Origin of the sequence: Flavobacterium panici, from assembly GCF_024499525.1 — a bacterium.
In the GTDB taxonomy this organism is placed as follows: Bacteria; Bacteroidota; Bacteroidia; order Flavobacteriales; family Flavobacteriaceae; genus Flavobacterium; species Flavobacterium panici.
The window spans coordinates 3,603,259-3,625,294 of record NZ_CP100437.1 but is presented as its reverse complement, the minus strand read 5'-3'; the positions used below and the strand labels follow the sequence as shown (position 1 = coordinate 3,625,294).

15 protein-coding genes are annotated in these 22,036 nt (G+C 36.4%); 7 read left to right on the top strand and 8 right to left on the bottom strand.

Features of this window, described 5'->3' with window-relative positions; translation table 11 throughout:
• Nucleotides 1-29: 29 nt before the first annotated feature.
• The 5 genes from NLJ00_RS15235 to NLJ00_RS15215 form a co-directional block, all read right to left on the bottom strand.
• Nucleotides 30-404 (bottom strand): hypothetical protein, encoded by a 375-nt coding sequence (locus NLJ00_RS15235; RefSeq protein ID WP_256634421.1) that lies wholly within the window; start codon nucleotides 402-404, stop codon nucleotides 30-32.
• 66 nt (nucleotides 405-470) lie between these two features.
• Entirely contained in the window at nucleotides 471-1,262 is a 792-nt protein-coding gene (locus tag NLJ00_RS15230) for a competence protein CoiA (protein ID WP_256634420.1), read from the bottom strand.
• Nucleotides 1,263-1,518: 256 nt separating this feature from the next.
• Entirely contained in the window at nucleotides 1,519-3,504 is a 1,986-nt protein-coding gene (mobC, locus tag NLJ00_RS15225) for a conjugal transfer protein MobC (RefSeq protein ID WP_256634419.1), read from the bottom strand.
• Nucleotides 3,505-3,521: 17 nt separating this feature from the next.
• Nucleotides 3,522-4,832, bottom strand: a complete 1,311-nt coding sequence (locus NLJ00_RS15220; protein ID WP_256634418.1) for a relaxase/mobilization nuclease domain-containing protein — start codon at nucleotides 4,830-4,832, stop codon at nucleotides 3,522-3,524.
• Nucleotides 4,820-5,209, bottom strand: a complete 390-nt coding sequence (locus NLJ00_RS15215) for a plasmid mobilization protein (RefSeq protein ID WP_319800424.1) — start codon at nucleotides 5,207-5,209, stop codon at nucleotides 4,820-4,822. The genes NLJ00_RS15220 and NLJ00_RS15215 overlap by 13 nt, the downstream gene beginning before the upstream one ends.
• A 305-nt stretch (nucleotides 5,210-5,514) precedes the next feature.
• On the opposite strand from NLJ00_RS15215, the gene NLJ00_RS15210 reads away from it, so the two are divergent.
• From NLJ00_RS15210 to NLJ00_RS15200, 3 genes are all read left to right on the top strand, one after another.
• Nucleotides 5,515-5,802: a hypothetical protein gene (locus NLJ00_RS15210; RefSeq protein ID WP_256634416.1), complete on the top strand. Its 288-nt coding sequence runs from the start codon at nucleotides 5,515-5,517 to the stop codon at nucleotides 5,800-5,802.
• Nucleotides 5,803-6,023: 221 nt separating this feature from the next.
• Nucleotides 6,024-7,550, top strand: a complete 1,527-nt coding sequence (locus tag NLJ00_RS15205; RefSeq protein WP_256634415.1) for a MauE/DoxX family redox-associated membrane protein — start codon at nucleotides 6,024-6,026, stop codon at nucleotides 7,548-7,550.
• A 95-nt stretch (nucleotides 7,551-7,645) separates the two neighbouring features.
• Complete coding sequence (locus NLJ00_RS15200; protein WP_256634414.1) at nucleotides 7,646-7,924, top strand: hypothetical protein; 279 nt, start codon at nucleotides 7,646-7,648, stop codon at nucleotides 7,922-7,924.
• A gap of 56 nt (nucleotides 7,925-7,980) precedes the next feature.
• On the opposite strand, the gene NLJ00_RS15195 is transcribed toward NLJ00_RS15200, so the two are convergent.
• The 3 genes from NLJ00_RS15195 to NLJ00_RS15185 all read right to left on the bottom strand — a co-directional run bounded on the left by NLJ00_RS15195 (nucleotide 7,981) and on the right by NLJ00_RS15185 (nucleotide 14,965).
• Nucleotides 7,981-10,638, bottom strand: a complete 2,658-nt coding sequence (locus tag NLJ00_RS15195) for a S9 family peptidase (protein WP_256634413.1) — start codon at nucleotides 10,636-10,638, stop codon at nucleotides 7,981-7,983.
• Between the two features lie 20 nt (nucleotides 10,639-10,658).
• Complete coding sequence (locus tag NLJ00_RS15190; RefSeq protein ID WP_256634412.1) at nucleotides 10,659-11,966, bottom strand: RagB/SusD family nutrient uptake outer membrane protein; 1,308 nt, start codon at nucleotides 11,964-11,966, stop codon at nucleotides 10,659-10,661.
• Nucleotides 11,967-12,076: 110 nt separating this feature from the next.
• Nucleotides 12,077-14,965, bottom strand: a complete 2,889-nt coding sequence (locus NLJ00_RS15185) for a SusC/RagA family TonB-linked outer membrane protein (RefSeq protein ID WP_319800425.1) — start codon at nucleotides 14,963-14,965, stop codon at nucleotides 12,077-12,079.
• Nucleotides 14,966-15,599: 634 nt separating this feature from the next.
• Here NLJ00_RS15185 and NLJ00_RS15180 point away from each other — a divergent pair.
• The 4 genes from NLJ00_RS15180 to NLJ00_RS15165 all read left to right on the top strand — a co-directional run bounded on the left by NLJ00_RS15180 (nucleotide 15,600) and on the right by NLJ00_RS15165 (nucleotide 22,023).
• On the top strand, nucleotides 15,600-15,989 hold the full coding sequence (locus tag NLJ00_RS15180) for a helix-turn-helix domain-containing protein (protein ID WP_256634410.1): 390 nt from the start codon (nucleotides 15,600-15,602) through the stop codon (nucleotides 15,987-15,989).
• 674 nt (nucleotides 15,990-16,663) lie between these two features.
• Nucleotides 16,664-18,544, top strand: coding sequence for a site-specific DNA-methyltransferase (locus NLJ00_RS15175; RefSeq protein WP_256634409.1), 1,881 nt, complete (start codon nucleotides 16,664-16,666; stop codon nucleotides 18,542-18,544).
• The gene (locus NLJ00_RS15170; RefSeq protein ID WP_256634408.1) at nucleotides 18,545-19,267 is read left to right on the top strand and encodes a hypothetical protein; all 723 of its coding nucleotides are present in this window, start codon (nucleotides 18,545-18,547) and stop codon (nucleotides 19,265-19,267) included.
• Nucleotides 19,264-22,023, top strand: coding sequence for a restriction endonuclease (locus NLJ00_RS15165; protein ID WP_256634407.1), 2,760 nt, complete (start codon nucleotides 19,264-19,266; stop codon nucleotides 22,021-22,023). The genes NLJ00_RS15170 and NLJ00_RS15165 overlap by 4 nt, the downstream gene beginning before the upstream one ends.
• Nucleotides 22,024-22,036: the final 13 nt, after the last annotated feature.

The window sequence follows — 22,036 nt, the reverse complement described above, 5'->3', positions numbered from 1 at the left end:
GCTTTATTATTTTTCTCTTACAGACAAGACTAGCTGTCAGGATTAAATCTGCTGATAAAATCAGAAACCGTTATACAGGTAACTTTATTATCAGAATGCTTATAAAGCAGCCTGCCATCACCAAGGTCAAAATAAATCTGCGCAGAAGCTGTGAGCCAGCTTTTTCTTTCACGTTTCCAAATGAAATTCAGCTTGTCCTTATCCTTGATATTATTATTTTTTTCTTCAATATAAGCATCTTCTAGTATCTGCAGGTTTGTATTGATGTAATAGTCGATTTCAGCTTTAAGATTCTGCAGCTCTTTATCGGATGCATCTTTCTCAATATTCAAAAAAGACAATACATTTTTAAGGTGAGTAATTTCTCCTTCCAGATTTAAGTATTTAGAGGCAACAGATTTCAATTCTTCGAATAATAGTGCCTTTAGACTTTCCCGCTGCGCCAACAAGTTTTTACGCTCAAGATAAAGCTACTCAATTTCGGAACTGGTTTTTCCAGGTAAATCCAAATGATATTTATTCCTTTTCAAATCACCTCTCAACCGTAAAAACGCATTCTTGCTGACAAGTGCGTCATCATTTGTAATCTTCATCAAGTTCGGGTCTATACATAGATGATCACTCTGCCAGATATTTATAATCTGTTCTGCAAACGTATGTGCATTTTTATTATAGATAGTAAAAGGATCAGTGACAGACTCTAACATATTTAAATTATCTATCAAAATCTGAATTTCTGCGGTCCTGAGATTAGGCTTTTTCTTTATACTCTCCAGCGAAATGGAATCGTATTTTTTCAGATGAATTCTTTTGACAGCGTATTTCTTCTCGATTTCTGCCAGATGTTTTTCCGATACATTTTCGGTAACGAGATTATTTTTAAAACTCTCCGCATTTACAACCCAGATCATTTTGCCATAAAACTTTTCCCGTTCGGCAATTGTTGAAGGAGAGATTGCGGAATTTTGAAATTCAATTACAAGACCTTCATCGGTGAAAATATCGGCAATGTGTTTTTCTCCGTTTTTTATTATAATTGTTTCCTGCCAATCAAATGGAAATCGGCTCTTCCAAGCCCGATGCCATTCAGTTTCCCCCTCCTTCCACGAATCACAATCTACTTTATTGATATGCTGCCAATGCCAGATGTTAATTTCACCGCATCTTCCACGCACTTTCTCTCCGCAGAAACCGCAGAAGGCTATTTGTCCCGAAGAAGCAGGACGAATTTTTTTTCCGTCTATGTCTATTGCATGCTGCATACTTAAATTACAAAACAAATTTACATACATCACTTATCCACAATGAATTACACTCAAAAATACCACTTTTTTCTTGATGAAAAACAGCAGTTCAAAAACAACAAAATTCCTTGCACTTAATTAAAAACCCGTCGTAAACTATAGAGCAACTTTACCAATACAATCATATTATATTTAGTGCTTTAATGAGCCATGGACCATAATTTGATTACAGCAGCCACATTGTTTTAGATTTAAGTTTTGTCCTTTAACTTTGCTACTTGTGCTGCTTTTTTAATATTAAATAGACAAGTGCGGGATCGTTCAGCAGCCTTTCCATTTCTGAGTCAGTTATATCCTGAATATCCTGCTTAATCTGAAGGTAATTACGATGGATCATCGCATTGTCTAGTTTTCTAACAGGAGGTATTTCCTTGTAATTTTCTATCTCTTTTCGGAGCGCTTCATGGTCGTTAACAATTTCATTGTGAAAAGTTTTGAGCTGAATCTTACAGTCAGGATCATCGGCAACCATACCTACAAATTCACCTGAACTCAGCGATGAGATTTTCGATGGCGGCACTGCGGATTCCAATTGTTTTGAGCGGCTTATCGACGTGTCTGAACTATTGATCGAAAGACTTTCCCTGTCCTGAAGAATTTTGCCGAAGCGCTCGGACAATTGCTTGGAAGTGTCTCCTGTAACCTGTCCACTGATAATATTTCCGACAATATTCATAATAACATCCGCCTGTTCCCGGCCATAGTCCTTACGGAGCTGGCTGAAGTCCTGAATCCCAAGACACGTTGCCACCTTATTGCTTCTTGCTGTAGCAATCAGGCCGTCCATATTATTAAGATATATGGTTGGGAATTCATCAAAAATTAGACTGGATTTCATTTTCCCTTTTTTGTTTACCAGCTTCACCAGCCTGTTTACATACAAAGATAAAACTGCTCCATAAATCTGTATTTTTTGAGGGTTGTTGCCCATGCAGATTATCTTGGGATTCTCAGGATCGTTGATGTCTAATGTAAAATCATTTCCTGACAAAACATAGTATAACTGCGGAGAAGAAAGTCTTGCCATGGCTATCTTCGCAGTAGCAATTTGTCCCTCAAGCTGGTCAGTCGCCTCGTTAAGGTATGCATTAATAAAAGGGTTTATCAAGACTTCGATTTCTTTCTCTGTCCGAAGCAGCGTAAAAAGATCATCGTAGTCCATCTGCATGAGCTCAATTACGTGAGGCAGTGTGCAGAATTCACCATCCTTGTACTTTCTTAGATACCAGATTACAGCCGATAAAAAATTGATCGGCGACTCTACAAAAAAGTCTCCCTGCCTTTTGATCCATTCCTTGTTGAGCCCCATCAGAATAGTCCGTGCCGATTCAGAAGCGTCCGTTATATCTTCCATGCTCTGAGGGTCCAATGGATTGCATCGGTGCATGATATTATCGAAATTTATGAAGTAGCATTTAGGCAATACTTTATAAGCTTTTTTGTTGTTTTCAAATGTATTGTATACAATTTTTGAAAGGTCATCATATTTGAAATCATACACAAACATGCTGAAGCCTTTTTTTATATGCTGGGTTATGACATGGCGGATAACGAAATACGATTTTCCAGATCCCGGCGTACCGAGAACCATCAGTGCCCTGAAGGGATTTATAATATTTATCCAGCTGCTGCGCTGCTTGTTTTTCAAGTAATATTTTGCCGGAAGATTGATGGAAAATTCATTTTCCAAAAATCGTTCTTCTTGAGGAAAAGTTTCATTTTCCCTGTTAAAAATATCTTTTTGATTCAGCCTCTTTGCGATGATTCGCGAGAACAGAGTTCCCCCTGACAATATCAGAAGCCACCCGGCTGATGTGAGGGTGAAGTACAGTAATGTCTTTTCATTATCATCAAAAAATAGATAAAGCGAGCCGATACTTAAAAAATACAACAGCAGGCCTGTGGCCATATAAATAAAGGCTGTCCTGTAATTGAGTTTTTCATCTTTTCTTCCTTTAGCGCCAATAAGCGAAATAGCCAAAAAAAACAATGAAAAAAGCTTTGATTTATGAAAGCTGCTCAGCAGTCTGGTCCGGAAAATACCATCCAATAATTTGTCGGTAAATCCGCTTACAAGCTTCCATTCTCGAAAAGCTTCATAAAAAAAATAATAAAAATGCAATCCTAAAATAATGATACTGATCAACCTTGTCATATCCAGTATTTTTCTCAGCGCCTGTTCATTCTCTCCTGTCTGCATAGCCATTGCCTTTAAATTTATAAATTATTAGAACGTTTTCTTGCTCTTTTCTTTTTTGATGCTTTTTTAAGCTGGTTTGGAACATAAAAAGTATCATTCTCAATTCTGGTCAGCACTTCTACTGTTTTTTCAACAGCAGATTTGAAATCAAGAGCATTCATTTGTTGCCACAGGTCATTAAAAAAAGCTTCTTTATCGGTTTCGGTTTGAAAACCTTCGTTAGATTTGGATGTTTCTGGCAAAGAAGTAATGATCTTTTCTTTTCCATTTTCAAAAGACAAGCTGCATCGTTTTTCTATCTGTTTGGCACTGTAGTGCTTTCCCAAATCACTTCCGTTTAAAACACATTTTGAAAGGTGGTCCACATAAGTAATCCCATAAAGCTGTCCTTGCTCGCTTTTTCTAAAAACCATTTCTATTCCTTCCTTTCCTAGCTGCATAGCTAAATCAGAAAGCGAAACGCTTCTGCCTAAAAGTATCAGGTCAACAGCATTAGCAATTCTTTTCTTTTGGTAAACAGTTTTATTGTTTTCCTGAAACTTATCCTGCAGAAATTTTAACGTCGGTTTATTATAAAACTCACTTGCTTTGAGCGGAACTCCTATCGGTCTTCCATCTTCGTCCAGTGTCTTGTACAAAAGACCATTTGTTTTAAATATCCTTGAACTTTCTTCTCCCCTGTCTGCCCTAACATTATAAAGTCCCAGAACTGCATTCAGTTCGTAAAGGCTCTTATATTTATAAACCGAAAGCACATGATCAAGAACCGACTGAACTGCTCTTTTTGATTCTGTCTTCCCATATTTAATCTTTGAAAGCACTATAGGTTTAATAAACTTATCGATGCTGTTTTTCTTTAACTGTGCCTGCACCAGACCAAAAGTTTTTTCTATCTCTCTGCGTGCAGCTTCTGACTGATTTCTTCCTATGTTCTGCATATCAATCCTGCTTCCGTCTTCTCTTACTTTTATGGACACCAGGTGCAGGTGCGGATGTCCCGCATCATAATGTCTGTATACCAGATAAGGCTGACTGCCAAAACCTATTTTCTGCATGTAATGCTCTGCTATTTTAAGCATCTTTTCATTTGATAATGTAGATTCGGAAGGATCAAAATTCAGTGAAATATGCACGCTGTTCCGCTTTACATTTTCATTAAGTTCATTCTGTTTCAAAAGTCTGTTAAGCTTCATCGTACCAGTTAATTTTGCAGCTTCCAGAGGATAATTCCCCTCTCCTATACACTCTGCAATTCCTTCTTTAACTTTATTTTCATTGTAGTTAAAGATATTAAGCACAGAAGATCCTGTTTTGATTACAGCAACCATTTTTCAGTGATTTTTTGGAAGTGAATTTTAATTTCCTCCACCTTCTCCAAAAGCATTTTTCGTTCGTATTCTGAATTTAAAATCCATACTTTAAACTCAGGAAGCTGCCTCAGAGTATGGAGTTTTTTTACAGACTGATTGAAGTTGTTTCCAAGAGAATGAAGCTCGCTTTTGAGCCTTATAACTTCAGCCATAAATTCATCAAGCGATTCGTTTCTATACTTTACAGTTACAGGCTTATCAAATAAATGCATCCGTATATAATCGCTCAGTTTTCTGCAGGTGCTTGCTTTCCATTTTCTTTCTATTTTCTGATATTCTTCAGGCGTAAAACGCAGTCCCACAATCCGTGTTCTGTTTGAAGTTTCCTTTTCCATCATCAATCATTTTCATTAGTTTTTCAATCTCTTTTAACCTTTCAGTTTCACTGCCTGCGAGTTCCGAGTATAAGGCAGCAAGATTCGGTTGTTTAACAAACGGACATCTTGCAGATTGCAGGAACGAGGCAATCTTTGAGATATTTGGAGAATCGAACCAAATCAGATTATCACTATCTCATTTAATCTGCTAAATTAATTAAGCACTTTGGATTAAGCCTATCATGGTCATATTATGTCCATGAGTATCAGCAATATGCTTATTACCTTTACTCAGTTGAATATTAATTTAAAACGCTGGAATTATGATTACAAAAAGTGATGTTGCCAAGCTACTGGATACCGTTTTGAGTATCCCAGGCATGAGTGAGACGGTGAAGATTGATTTAAAAATTTCACGCAAAAATGTACTCCTGTTGAGCTATTTTATAGAACAGGGACTACTATTGGAAAAAGATGATTCGACTTTAATGGGAATTGTTTCCGAAGAAAGTTTAACGGATTTGAAAAACATCTCTGACGAGTGTCTTCAGAAAGCCAGCTTGGTGGAACTGAATCAAAAACTTCGGACTTTAAGCCAGGCTTTAAAGTAATAAATCTGTTATTTAAAAATGCATTACAAGTGTCCATAAAGTATTAATATTTCTATGGACACTTTTTTCATTTCATCCGGAATTAAAATTGGCTTGATTTTCAGAACTTTTGCCTCGATTTTCATCATATCCAATAGAATTGTCCCACTTAAATTTGTATCAGATTACTATTTAAATAGTTTTCAGCTTTTTATCAAAATGTATTCGAAATAATTCAAAATATGTATTCAAATTCAACTATAAAAGGATTTTTAATTCAGAGTGCGAGCCTCTTATATGTACTACTGTTTGTTTATGCGGCGGTAAGTAAACTAATAGATTTTGAAAGATTCCAAGTACAGCTTGCTCAGTCTCCAATATTAAGTGCTTATGCTGATCTGATTTCCTATGTCGTGATTATTGTTGAATTTGCAATTTCAGGTCTGCTTATATTTAAGAGAACAAGCACCATTGGAATGTTATTGGCTCTGTGGCTGATGACAATGTTTACATCTTATATTTTTATAGTTTTGAACTACAGTTCTTTTGTGCCCTGTTCATGCGGCGGGATACTTGAAAAAATGACATGGAAAGTACATTTAATATTCAATTTAATTTTTACTCTACTGGCCCTGCTCGCTCTTTTTTTACAAATTAAAACAGATTATAAAAAAAGACAGATTAAAAACAAGGTAATGTATGTAGCCAGTATTATATTATCTATGTTCGGATGTGTATTATTTGTTGCAGGATTATTTTGGTCCTCAGAACAGATTATTCATCATAAAAATCCTTTTATAAGACGTTATCCCAAAGATGCTGTAAGCTTTTTAAATTCAAGTGATTTAATTTATAATTCATATTACTTTGCTGGTTCTGAAAATCAAAAAGTTTACTTATCCAATTACAGTGACCCCCTCCATCTTTTGGCTATAGACTTATTGGGTAAAAAAGAAAAAATAAAACTTTATCTAAAGAATAAGGACCTGCCATTCCGTTCCCCAAAAATTGTGGTCAGAGATAAACAATTATACTTGATGGATGGAACGGTTCCCTGTATTTTAATAGGCAGCACAGACGATTGGGAATTAAATAATTCTTTAACTGGAGTTCCACTATTTACAACCGCACAGCCGATAGACAGTTCAAAAATTGTTCTGCGAAATATCGATGCTAAAAATATGAGAAACAACCTGTGTCTTTATGATAGAGAAAAAAAGGACAGTTTGCGTAATTTTCCAGATCTTCTTCAAAAACAGATTGATGGAATATTTGATACAGACGGCATGTTACTTTTTAATGAAGAATTAAACCTAGCCATTTATACCTATTTCTACAGAAACCAGTTTTTTGCTTTTGATCAAGATGGAAATAAACGAATTTCTGGGACAACTATAGATACAACAGCAACTGCTAAAATAAAAGTGGCGCAGCTTAGGAATGGAAATGAGTGGCAGATGGCCGCGCCTCCTTTGAAAGTCAATTCAAAAACAGCTACCACAAATGATCTACTTTTTATCAAGTCTAAAATTCCAGGACGATTTGAGAATGAAAATATGTGGAAAAAATCATCAATTATAGATGTCTATAATCTGCAGACCAAAGCTTATGTTCTTAGCTTTTATATTCAGGAGAGACCAGACCAAAAAATGCATAATTTTTTTGTAACCAGCACTCATTTATATGTGCTTGCAGGTACTAAATTACAGATATACAGTCTAGGAAAACTTCTCAAAGATGAAATGAAAATTGCAACTGTACAACATTAATTCAGCTGCATAAAAATATACTGGCCGGTATCAGGAAAAAGATCGAAAACCTGTAGAAAAAAGTAGATCAAGTTTAATTTCTAAAACTATTAGTTATGAAAACGATTTTTTTTAAAACGATTGTCCCTTACGCTATTGTATTGACCGTTGGGACTGCTGGGGCTTTTATGACCACTTCGATGCAAAAAAGCACTGAAAAAGCTCCACCTAGATTAGGATGGGTGACGGATGAGAATAATATCCCGTGTAATAAACCTGTACAATGCCAAACGGAGGTTACTGAGTTCTGTCGTGTCAGTTATCCTCTAGGTGAACAGGCAATGGGAAAAGATGGCAACTGTCAAGAAATTCTTTATCGTCCGGATGATAATTAAGCATTTGGATAATAAAGGACAATGCAGTTCAAATCAATGAACTGCATTGTTTTTATTTATAATATGCCTTTTTCAATCCATTCAGCTGGATTTTCATCCTTAAGATAGTAGCCAAACCACTGGCAGACCCTCTTTGTGAAATCAATCTGATTTTCTGGAATATTCAACGCGTGTCCTTCATCTGGATAGAGAAGGAGGATATTTTTCTTGCCAAGTCTTCTCATTGCCATATATAGTTCCAAACTTTGGTTCCAGTTCACATGATAGTCCTTTTTTCCCGCAAAAGATAATAGCGGAGTTGTGATATTGCCCACATTTGTAATAGGTGAATTGCGACTGAAAACCTCAGGTATTTGTGAAGGGGGCAAATCCGCTCTAAACTGACCGCTTGTGAAATAATTCATTGTTGCCACACCGTTCTGCCAGTTAACAGTATGATAGTATGCGGCCGTATTGGTTACTGCCGCTCCAGAGACTGCCGCAGCAAATATATCTGTATTGGCTATTACAAAATCCGTTTCATATCCTCCAAAAGAATGGCCTATAATTCCAATTTTATTTGGGGTTATAAGCCCTTTTGCTTTAACTTCATTTACTGCAGCAACTGTTGTAATTAGGGCAGTGGGACCTTCATTTCCATTAATTCTAAATATATCCGGACAAAGTACAAAATACCCCAAACTTGTAAGTACGGCAAGGTTGAAACCCGCTGGATTTTGTAACGTAGGGTTCTGGTAGTTATAAATGTTTTTTGCTTTTTTCTCATAAACATTCACAATCATCGGATACTTTTTGGAAGGGTCATATTGGGCTGGATAGTATAGTACAGCACGCTGTTTCAGTCCATTAGGCATTGAAAAATCAATTAAAGAATTACTTCCCCATTGAAAGTTTACATACTGCGGATTGCTTTGATTGACAACATTTAGAGTTTTACTTCTTTTAAACATTAGCCGTGGAGGCAGATCGAATTTCTGTTCTACGAAAAAATAGCTATTTTCTCCTGCAGAGTAAAGTTTATCAATGTAGGAATCTTTATATTCAATAACATTTTCCCGCATATCCTTTTTCCATTTATAAAAACCTGTTTTGTAGTCAAGTCCTCGTGCCTGAAGCAGCAATCCTTTTTCTGGTTCTAGAATTCGGTCTATCCAACCATCATAAGTTCTCAGCAATCCAGACCTAAACGAAGATTCTGCGATGCGAAACTGAATCTCTTTTTCGCGTCCTTTTGTGAGCCTTTTAACTTTTTTTCCATCGACTGAGACCAGCCATAAATCAAACTCATCATATAAAATAACTTCTTTATCATTTGGTGTCCAGCCAGCAGGCGGGTAATATTTGTCATTAAGCATAGCTGCTCCTTTTTTGTCTGGATGCAGATAAATTTTTTCAGTGATATTCGTATGTGTTTTACTGCGGATGTCATAAATCCAGCAGCTACTATCCTTAGTATAGCTTATATATGATCCGCCTGGTGACATTACAGGGAAAGTTTGTTCTGAGTTGATTTTCAGTTTTTGTAAAAATATACAGGTATCACCAGTGATTACGTTCTTGACAATGAAATCGCGCGGACCGAAATAGTCAAACTGAGGTTCATATTGCTTTGGATCAGACAGGACCACAAACTGCTGATCAGCTGTTAACATTACAGAGGGTAGTTCTGGCGATGAAAGCTGTTTTACTATGCCTGTCAATGGGAACCAGACTGCAAGATTTGGACGTTTTTCAAACCTCCCCCTAAACTGCTCAAAAGGATAGATCCATTTATCATTTCCATTCCATATTTCTACGTTTGAATCAGATTGGGAATTTTGTTTTTCTACTTTATTTTCTCTTGGCTGGATGCCAAAAAAAACTCGGTTTTGATCGCTGTTGATTAATAGACTATAAGCTCCTGAAAAATCAATTTTTTTATCTTTCGGAAAGAATACTGTATTATCCTGATCCAGATAATACAGTTTTTTTTCAGAAATCATATAATAGCAGAGATGGTCTGTTTGTAAATTAGTATAAAAAAAGCAGACCGACCTGTCGTTTTTTTCCCAAGTAAGAGATTTAAAACTGCTTGGATTTTTTCTAATTATCCAATCAGTTTTTTTGTTTACGTCCAGTGCCATAATACCTAGTGAACTTAATTCATTTTGTATTTCAATAAAAAGAATTTGATTGCTTCCCGGGCTAAAAATATATTCTGTTACATTTGGTAGAGTTTGGATGATTTTTCCTGTCTTATCTATTATCAGCAGGTTTGATTGGCTGGGATCGCTGCCTTTCACTACTGCAGCAATTTTATTGGAATCATCGGACATTGAATATTTTTTCACGCCTTGAAATACATCATGATGGCCACTAATCAAATTAATCACGTGAAGTCCATTCGCATCTAAAAAAGAAAAACAGCTGCCTTTTGTAAATTTTCCCATTGAAGCTGAAGGAAAGGCATATCTAGTTTTGTTTTTTATATTTTGAACAAATAATGTATCACTTCCATTATTATAAGTCATCGAATAAGAACACCATTTTGCATCTGTGGTGGCATTATGAAAATTCATATTTCCCATCAGTTCGTAATCCTCTTCCTTTAGCTGTCTTTTTTGCACTGCCTGCCCAAAAACCGGACAGGCTACTAATTGCAAAATAAAAAACAAAACTAAAATTAGGGTAGTGTGAAAGATTTTTTTAATTACTGTATAGTTTATAATAATCATGTCTAAGAGTTTTAAAATAATTAATATCCCCTGTTCTGCGGCAATAGATTAGGATTTAAATCCAGTTCTGTCTGCGGAATAGGAAAATCTGCATCTTCACTATTCCAGCCCGGCTTTACAGCAGCTAAGACAGCATTGATTTTACCGGAACGTTTTAGGTCAAAAAAACGGTGCCCATATTCCGTAAACAGCTCCCAACTTCTTTCTTGGAGTATTTCTTCTAGCAATTGTTCTTTAGTAACAGCAATTGTATTGGACAGTCCAGCGCGGGAGCGGATTTTATTGAGATCCTTCTGTGCACCTGAAAAATCATCCAGGTGAGCAAGTGCCTCTGCACGAATCAGATATTGTTCAGCAAGACGAAAAACAACCGAATATTCTATGGAACCTGCCGTCAATGTATTTTTTTTGTATTTAAAAGGATAATACCATCTGGCTGTTCCGTTTGAAACCGTGCCGATCCAATTTGCTTTTCGAAGATCTGTATTTGAAAAGGAATTAATAAGTCCTTCTTGCAAAGAATAAGTCTGAGGAGGACCTGCCGTGAAAATAAATGACATTCCCTCATCGGTATTTTTACCTGGTGCTGCAGGGATCAAGTGCCAGATTGTTTCCTTAGAGTCTTTCAAAAAAACACCTTCTATGCCTTCCAGACTGTAAAAAGAGTCCTGGGCGATTATTTTAGAAGCATACTTAGATGCTTCATTCCATTGTCCCGCAAAAAGATGAACTCTGGACAGCAGCGCATAAACAGCATATTTACCCGGTCTTGTCCTGTTTGCATTCTGATTCATTGAATTCAGCATTTCATCGGCGTCAAGAAGGTCTTTTTGAATCTGTTTATAAACCTCAGAGACTACTTTTCTGGAAGTCGATTTATTGATTCTGTAATCTGTGGAATTGATATAAGGAATATCACCAAAAAGACCGGCAAGATAAAAATGCACCAATGCCCGAATAAAAAGAGCTTCCCCTATGAGCTTTTTTTTATCCGTTATGGAGAGCGAAGACGATGCCTCACATCCTTCAATAATGGCATTGGCAGCATATATCTGGTTATAAGATGCCCTCCAGAATTCACTTACTGAAGAATTCGAAGGCAGTAATGCGTTGCTGTAATAATAATCCGACGGACTAAGAGCGCCTCCATACCATATTAATTCGTCTGCATAACATCCAAGCTGATGGGTGATTCCCAGACCCGTTCCGTTAAGCAGTCCGTTATCCCTTATTTTAGAATAGATATCGCTCAGCGCGGCATCTGCTGTTTTGTAATCCTCAAAGACTGCTTTTTTAGTGAGCTGTAACTCTGGCAGGTCGACTTCCACAAAAGAATCACAGGATGCATTGAAAAAAAATACCGCGACAATACAGGTAAAGGGAGCACTTTTAAAAAAACTGCTTTTAATGCTAATAAACTTTTTCATTTTTCTATATTTTAAAATGTTAGCTGCACTCCGGCAGTGAGTACTTTTAAAGGAGGGAGAAAACCGGCATTTATGAACTCGGGATCACCGTCTTTATATCTCGTTATCGTCAGCAGATTCTGCCCTTGTATTATAATCCTGCACTGGCTTTTTAAGTTCAGCGGCAGATCATATGATAGGGAGATGTTTTTCAGCCTGATATAGGAAGCGTCTGCAATTCCACCTGTGCTTTCACCAAATCTGGAACCTGCAGTCACGGCAGCAGTATTATATCCCGCAGTAAAAATCTGGTATTGGGCAGAATCTTCCGCGTTCTGCCAGCTGTCAAGCACTTGATACAGCTGATTGTACATCTGTCCTGCTGCTCCGGGAGAATATCTTAAATTCTGCTGTTTTACAAACTGAAACAAGAAGTCCAGTTTTAATCCTTTATAGCTGAGCTGGTTTTGAATGCCTCCAAAATAATCAGGGTTGAAATCTGCTACAATCTGTCTGTCTCCTGCTGCTGTTATTCTTCCATCATTATTTAAATCAGTGTACAAATAAACTCCCGACGCTGGATCAATGCCTTTGTAATCATAAAGAAGCCTCATATTTAATGGTTCACCTATCCTGTATCTCTGACTATAGGTGGAACCTGTAAGACCAGGAAAACTTAGAAGTTTATTTCGGGAGAATGTTAGGTTTAAGCTTGTAATCCACTGGAAATTTTTACTGCTGAAGTTTACGGAACGAAATGTAAATTCCCATCCCGAGTTTTCCACTTCAGCATTAAGATTTGCCTGAAGTGACGAAAAACCAGTGGTCGAAGGCATTGGAATGCCTACAAGCTGATTAGAGGAACGGTTGCGGTACCATGCAGCAGTTAAAAAAAGTCTGTCCTGAAGAAATCCCATCTCAATTGCTGTTTCCAGTTTTTTATTTACTTCCCATGCAAATTCGGGATTAAACAGGCTGGTGGGCTGAAGACCAATTGTGCCATTGTACTGAACACCGGAAGAGCTGTAAGTGTCAAGAAATTTATAATCCCCTATCTGGTCACTACCTGTTGTTCCGTAACTGGCTCTTAATTTACCAAAAGACATCCAACTGCTGTCTTTTACAAAATTTTCCTTTGAAAAAAGCCAAGCTGTTCCAACTGCTCCGAAGAATGCAAACTGGCTGCCGGGACCAAAGCGGCTTGACCCGTCACGCCTGCCCGTAACATTTAAGATATAGCGGTCTTTCAAGCTATAATTAGCCCTGCCAAAGAATGCCTGATACTTGTAGCGTGTTTCAATATCGGTTAAGGCACGTACAGTAGCAGCAGATGAGAGATTGTAAATCAGACTGTTTGAACTGAATCCATAACCCGACTGCACAAGCTGGCTTGAGGATTGATTCTGAAATGTAGCACCTACAAGAAAGTTAAAAAGCCCATATTTAATATTCTTTTCCCAGTTTACCTGCGGTTCAAAAACCCATGAATTTCTGCTTGTATTGTTTACAAATAAAATCGAGTAAGAGCTATCATAATTCAACTTTGGATCAAAAATCGTAGAGGGCGCAGTACGTGTTTCAAAATGATTCAGTCCACTATAGCCAACACTGCTTTTAGCAAAGAGTCCAGGAAGCAGTTCATAAGATAAAACGGCATTAGCAATAAAATCTTTAGTGTTTGACTTGAATTCTGCTGCAAGATTTCGAAGCGGGTTCTGCCATGTGCTGCCAGCCCAGTTCAGGCTTCCATCCAGATTATACAATGCCGGCGCATTAGGAGCAAGGGTTCTTGAAATGCTGGTTAAATCCAATGAAGGCTGATCATTGTCCTGTATTGTGTAACTACTGCTGAACTGGATTTTAAATTTCTGATCTTCTGATATATGATTAAGACTAAATTGAGAACCTCCTTTTTTATATTTGAAATCACCGGGATATACTGTAGTTTCATTATGATAATTGCCGCTTAGCAGAAAGTTTGTATTTTGGGAACCTCCCGTAATCGTACCCTGAATATCCGTAAATAAGGCTGTCCGGCCCATAAGTTCCTTCTGCCAGTTAGTATAACGGGTATGGTCCCAAGTTCCGTTTATATCGTAAGCTGAAGCTGGATAAACAGAAATTTTATCATTGGCAAAAGCCTGTCTGCGCATTGACAGATACTCTTGAGTATTCATAAGTTTTGGAAACCTTGAGACTGTTCCTCCGCCTGTAGATGCGTTTAAACTAAATGATGTTTTACCGCTTTTCCCTCTTTTAGTTGTGATCAGCACAACACCGTTGGCACCCCGGGATCCGTAAATAGATGTTGCATCCGCATCCTTTAGGACTTCGATACTTTCTACCTGGTCAGGATTAATTCCATTAAGAGGACTTGTCGGAGAGGTAAATACAGTTGAAACCTGTGCGTTTCCTATTGGTTCTGATGAATAAGGCACTCCATCAATAACATAAAGCGGTGCATTGCCCTCGGGCCGCAGGCTATTCTGTCCGCGGATTTTAATATCAAAACCTCCACCTGAAACTCCCGTGCTTTGCGTAATGCTCACACCCGCCATTCTGCCCTGCATCGCAGCCAGCAGGTTGGTAACAGGCTGCGTTTCAATATCTTTAGAAGTAATCCTTGCAATGCTGCCTGTACGCTCGCTTTCCTTTACCGAATAATACCCTGCGTTCACTTTCACTTCCTGAAGCGTTGTACTGTCATACTTCAGAGTTATATTAACATTGTTTCTAGCCGCAATGGGAACCTCAAGAGTCCTAAATCCGATAAAGGATACAACAAGGGTATCTGAAGCAGAGACAGAAAGAGAATACTGGCCGTTATAATCTGAGATGACGCCGGTATTTTTCTTCCCCTTAATGATAATGGTTACGCCTGGAAGAGGAAGTGAACCGTCTGTGACTGTCCCCCGAACCATGTGTTGCTGAAAAAATAATTTGTAATTCCGGCTGGAATTTCGGGCAGATAAAGATGAAAATAGCAGCAGAATGCATAAAAAAATTATGCAATAAAGTGCCTTCCCATCCTTGTAAAATGAAGAATAATTCATAATATTGGGATTGGTTAGTTAAATATGGATTTGATTAGCTAAGGTCCTCTGCTCTAGTTTGGTCGCTGCAGCTGAGGGCCTTTTTTTGTGCATAAAATCTAGAAGAATTATAAAAATAAATTCACCGGCAATATTGTTTAAAAGTTAAACATTGTTAAAATGCGAACTTTTAATAAAAAGAAGTACTGCTATGAATTATAAGAGAGTTGAAAATAAAAAATGGCATGGAACTCATCTTACTGCCTTTGAGGTACTGGTATACCGGGGGAACAATAAGTGAGCCCACGCCAAAAGGACGTGAGCATCTTACTTATCATCTCGTCCCCGTTAAAAATTACCAGTTTTCAAAAGCGAGATTCAAAGCGAATGCTTCAAATATTTTCATATGAAGAGTCGCAAATTTACATCTTTAGATGTATTATTTGTGACAAATATAACAAAACTATTTATTCAATACAAATTTGTATCGAATAAATTAATCTTTTTTCCCAATTTTTACTATATGGGAAAATCTACTACAATAGAAATGAATTTAATTAATTTACAAATCGGCTGCATACTCCGGTTGGCTAGATTAAAACAAAATTTATCCCAATACAAACTCGGACTTAAAATAGATTATACATCAACAATGATAGGTCGTGTTGAACGAGCGGAAGGAGTAAGCGGTTGGGATAAGATTTATACCATTAGTCAATATCTAAATGTGAACTTCGATTCATTATTTACCTTAAAAAATAGGGATTCACTAATATTAATTGTTGATGAATCATTTAAACTGGAAGATAAATTAACACAAGAAAAAATTGACTACTACAACTACCTTAAAAAAACAATAAAAAATAAGTTTGAATTATTGGAAAAGGAAAAAAATCAATTAAAGATAAAATAGTCTATCAGATTTCTAAAACACTTATTTGATAAAAATTAAGAAACTTTTTTAAATTCTTAATTTGAAAGTTTTATTTATTAAGCTTTTAGACTTAGCGAAAGGATTGGAAAAATATCCAAAAGATTTTCTTGATTTCGATTAAATATGATAAAATGAAAAAAAAGATGCTTGCGCATCTTTTTTTACTTTTAGTCTTAACCTAAGACAGGAATTCTAAAGTATTGAATCATCAAAAAAATCAAATTTTCAATTAATTATGGAATTCAGTAAAGAATAAATAGAATGGTTTTGTAAGTTTGTCACTTGACATGGACTCAATAAAGAATTTAGCCTATTAGATCTAACTACAATTTATAAAAAACGTGAAGGTTTACATAATAATTTGAAAGCTCCTTAAAATCTAAAAGAGATCTAGTCATTAAGCCCCTAAATTATGAGAACATAAACAATTAATTGTACAAAATTGAAAAGCTGTTTTAGAAGTCAATACATCTATTGAAGAACGATATAGCGGGGAAACAAAAAATACTGCCAAGAGGGAAGCTGATGCATCTATATAGATATTAACCAACTTACTGTAAGTATTTCATAAAAAATTATGAAGACATACAAGAACCGAGGCACTAAAATAACCATTTAAAATTCAGAAAAACGATTAAAAAAAATATAACGATATGGATGGCAAGTCATTGGATATAACAGAAGAACTTATTAGAAAGTTAAAAGAGGTTGTTCCCGCAGCCTTTACCGAAGATAAGCTAGATGTAAACCAACTAAAACAATTATTGGGTGAAAATATAAATACTGATAGTGAACGTTACCAATTAAATTGGGCCGGTAAAAATGATGCCTACAAAGTCTTACAGCAGTCGACCAAATCTACATTACTGCCCTATCCAAAACAGTCTTGCAATTGGGATAATGCAGAGAACACATTAATCGAAGGTGAGAATCTAGAAGTGTTGAAGCTGCTTCAAAAACCTTATTACGGCAAGATCAAGGTTATCTGTATAGACCCTCCCTATAATACAGGTTCAGATAGTTTCATTTATCCAGACAAGTTTTCAGAAACAAAGGAAGAATATTTAAAACGCCTTGGAGATAAGGATGATGAAGGGCATTTAATGAAGGAAGGATATTTCCGTGCAAATAGAAAAGAAAATGGGCAATTTCATTCTAATTGGCTTTCTATGATGTTACCCCGTTTGTTTCTCGCTCGTAATCTTTTGAAAGATGATGGATTAATTTTTGTGAATATAGACCAAAACGAAATCTCGAATCTTAAGCTGTTAATGGATGAAGTATTTGGAGAAGAAAACTACGTGCAAGAGATAATCTGGCAGCGCCATGCAGGAGGAGGAAACGATTCTAAATACTTTGCTGTAGATCACGAATACATTCTCTGCTACGCAAAAAAACTGCCATCAATTTCTAAACTGAGGCTACCATTAACCGCATCCGATATTACTCAATATAGATTTAAAGATAAACATTTCGATAAATTAGGCCCATATAAAACGAAATCCTTTTACAGGATGCGTCCCGATGATCCTAGACCAGGTTTACAATATACAATAAAAATGCCTGATGATTCTGAATTATTTGGCGAGTGGAAATGGGAGGAGAACTCATTTTTAAGTGCACTAAAAGAGGACAAAGTAATTCTGCGTCAAGATGATAGAGGAAAATGGATCGTTGAATATAAATTGTATCTAAACGCGGAAGATGGCGAGGAAAAGAAAAAAGTTCCCCGTTCAATGTTCTTAAATGAAGCAAGAAACAGTCAAGGAAAACAAACACTTACAAAAATTTTGGGTGTAGCTAACATTTTCAACAATCCTAAACCTATAGAGTTATTAAAAACATTGATCAATATTGGAATTGGAGATTCTGATAACGAGTATATATTAGATTTTTTTGCTGGTTCCGGTTCCCTGGGGCAAGCTGTTTTGGAGTTAAATGACGAACAAAAGAAAAATCTCAAGTTTCTAATGGTTCAGCTTCCTGAAGCTGTTGATGAGAAGAGCATTGCAGCTAAAAATGGTTTCAAAACCATTTCAGAAATAACCAACACAAGAATTAATAAGGTTATAGATCAAATAACCCAAAATAGAAATAAACAATTACAATTTGAGAAAGCTGCAGCGATCGGTTATAGATTTTTTAGGCTTGGTGCTTCCAACTTCAAGATATGGCGTGGTGATGTAATAGATAATGAGGAGGAGTTGATAAAACAAGTTCAGTTATTTAAATCGGCAGAACATTCTGAAAGCAATGACTTTTGTATGCTATGGGAGCTTCTTCTTAAAAACGGAATTAAACTTAATGGTACGATTGAAACAATTACCATTAATAAAATAAATTTATTTTTTGCAAATAGCGGCAAACTTGCCTTCTGCTTTTCTAAACTAAATAACGAAATCTTGGAAATTATTTCGCAAAGAAAGCCAAGCCAGTTTATTTGCTTGGATAGCGTATTTAACGATGAGGACTGCATTAAGACAAATATTCAATTAAAGCTTGAAGAACGAGGCGTAAACTTTAAATCGGTATAAATGAACATAAATAAGGTATTAATAGAATGTCAGAATCCTCCAGATAAAAAAAATGTAAATAAAACTTTCTATGTAATTCGTTGCGAATTAGTAAAAGGTTCCAACGAATACAATGAGATCCTTGAAAGAGCCACTGAATTAGCAAATAAAGTTAATGCAGGCGCAGCTAATCATAGCGATATAGAACGAAATTTTCCGAGAAGATTAATCGACTCCTTTGGAGGGCTGTGCGCCGAATCCGGCTGGGAGAAGGCCATTAACATGGTTTTCGGGGACATTGCTTCTCCAACACCCTTCACAGATGCATCGGTTCAAATTGACATCCAGCTTACAAATGGTGAAAAATTAGAAGTGCGCTCCTCTTTTCCTTACAAAGGGGTGAAATTTGCCATATGCAATAACTATGCAAATTTCAAAAATATCGGGCCATATTCTAATAGCATAAAAGCTGGTGAAATTCAAAAGAATTTATATTTATGTGTTTTGTTTGATACCAAAAAAGAAGATTTATTAACCGCTGAAACAGTTGTATTTACCTTAGTTGGAGGTTCAACCTGGAATATGATGGTAGATCAAGGTGTAAATACTGCATTAACGCCATACGATGATGATTCATTTGCGGTGAGGAGTACTTACAAAGTGATAAAACTATCTGACGCATTTGACGCACGTGGTGTCATGGGTGAAATTGAAAATCTGGGGTATCAAAAAAAACAGCAATGAAACTAAAATTTGACTCAAAACAAACTTACCAGCTTGAAGCAATCCAATCGGTGATTGATCTGTTCGAAGGGCAACATCTGAACAATTCAGATTTCGAATTTTCTTTTACTTCTGAAAACAGCGGCAGCATACAGTTTACCGAAACAGGTGTTGGCAATAATTTTACCCTTACGGAAGAAGAAATTTTTGCCAATCTTAATAGAATTCAGACAGCCAATAATCTGAGAGAAGATGAAATCTCCACTGCATTAGAAAAACTTTGGTATAATGAAGTTGCAGACACAAAAGGCAATATCACCGATACTGCGATAGCTGCCTCATTCCCTAATTTTTCTGTCGAAATGGAAACAGGTACCGGTAAAACATATGTATATCTGCGTTCCATCTATGAATTAAATAAAGTCTATGGTTTTAAAAAATTTGTAATTGTAGTTCCGTCGATAGCTATTCGTGAAGGAGTTCTCAAAAGCCTTTCCATAACATTTGACCATTTTCAAGGTTTGTACGAAAATCAGCCTGCCGAATTCAAAGTATATGATTCCAGCCGACTGGCTGATTTAGGGAATTTTGCAAAGAGTAACGCTATTCAGATCTTGGTCATCAACATTGACAGTTTTGCCAAAGATGCCAACGTGATCAATCAAGTAAGAGAAACAGGTATCAAGCCGATCGAATACCTACAAAAGTCCAGCCCAATTGTGATTATTGATGAGCCGCAGAATATGGAGACGGATATTCGTAAAAGAGCCATTGCCAATCTTAATCCACTTTTTACCCTTAGATATTCCGCTACTCACAAAAACACCTACAACCTTATATATAAGCTGGATCCTGTTAAAGCGTACGATTTAGGCTTGGTAAAACAGATTGAAGTAGATTCTGTCGTAACCAAAAATGACAGCTCTGGAGCATTTATAAGTGTAGATAAGTTTATATCAAAAAAACAATCCATAACCGCTAAAATTACAATATTCGTAAGCGATAAAACCGGTGTGGCCAAAAAACAGGTCACAGCTAAAATTGGAGATGATCTATATAAACTATCCAAAGGTTGGGATATTTATAAAGAAGGCTATGTAATCAATGAATTGGATGCTGAGAATGGCTACATAGAATTTTCGAGCGGACAGCTCGTATATCAAGGTGAACCTGTCGGCGGATTAACTGATCAGATACTCAAAGAAATGGTTGATGCCACGGTCGAAAACCATTTCAAAAAAGAAAAGGAATTAAAAGTAAAAGGCATAAAAGTATTATCACTTTTCTTTATTGACCGCGTAGCCAATTATAGAAGCTATGATGATCAAGGCAGCCCTGTTGAAGGAAAATTTTCCTTATGGTTTGAGGAAAGCTTCAATAAATGGAAGAATATGCCGTCGTATAGAGGACTGTACCCTTTCGAAGCTGAAGAGGTACACAATGGCTATTTTAGTCAGGACAAGGGGAAATTCAAGGATTCCAAAGAAGGGAAATCCACCAAAGCAGATGATGAAACCTTTAAGCTTATCATGCAGGATAAGGAGCGATTACTGGATATAGATACGCCATTACGTTTTATATTCAGCCACTCTGCTTTAAGAGAAGGATGGGATAATCCAAATGTATTTCAAATATGCACCTTGAATGAGAGCAAATCTGAAATGAAAAAACGTCAGGAAATTGGTCGTGGTCTTCGCTTGTGTGTAGATCAAAAAGGTGAGCGTAATTTGGAGCGGTCCATCAATCGCCTTACGGTAATTGCCAATGAATCTTATGAGGCATTCTCTAAAGCATTGCAATCGGAAATTGAAGAAGATACAGGGGTTAAATTTGAAGGAAGAATAAAAAATGCAAGAGACCGTAAAAAAGTACAGTTAAAAGACAAGTGGCTTGAAGATTCGCTGTTTATGGAATTGTGGGAAAAAATAAGATATTGCACAGAATACAAAGTAAATTACAGCACAACAGCACTTATTAAAAATTGTGTAACTTCCTTGAAGAAAATGCCTTCTATAGAAAAGCCTGTTATATATCGTGAAAAAAATATTGCAAAGTTCATCAGGGATAAAGAGGGTAAATTAATCGAATTAGGAGGAGAACAAAAAGGTTCCAAAGAAAAAATAATAAAGGATACGAATTATGCCATTCCTGATTTTGTGGCTTACATTCAATCCAAAACGGAACTAACAAGGGATACCATTACCAAGATTATCCTACAATCCAAACGTTTAGGCGAAATCTTCAATAATCCTCAGCTATTCATGGATACAGTGGTAAAGATTATTAAAGATGAATTCGACAAAATCAAAATAAATGGTATCGAATATGAGAAGATAGCAGGGAAAACGTATGAAATGAAATTGTTTGAAGCTGCTGAAGTAGAACAATATATGGACAATCTTGTCTTGGTTAAAAAACAGGTAAAAACACTTTACAACTATATCGTAATTGATTCCTTAAGCGGTCCGGAAAAACAATTTGCCGAAGATTGCGAGACCAGGGATGATATTTTGTTTTACGTAAAACTTCCTTCCAAGTTTCAAATCAAAACACCTATTGGCCCATATAATCCAGACTGGGCGTTAATAAAAAAAGAGGAAGAAGAGGAAACCAAAATTTATTTCGTAGCTGAAACAAAGGATACAAAAGCGGCCAAAGACAGAACTTTATTAAGAGATAAAGAACGTATGAAAATTGAATGCGCAGAAAAGCACTTTGAGGTGATTGATAATGTAGAATATCGTGTTGTAGGTGCAGTAAGTGACTTAAAATTATAAAAATACTATCCTA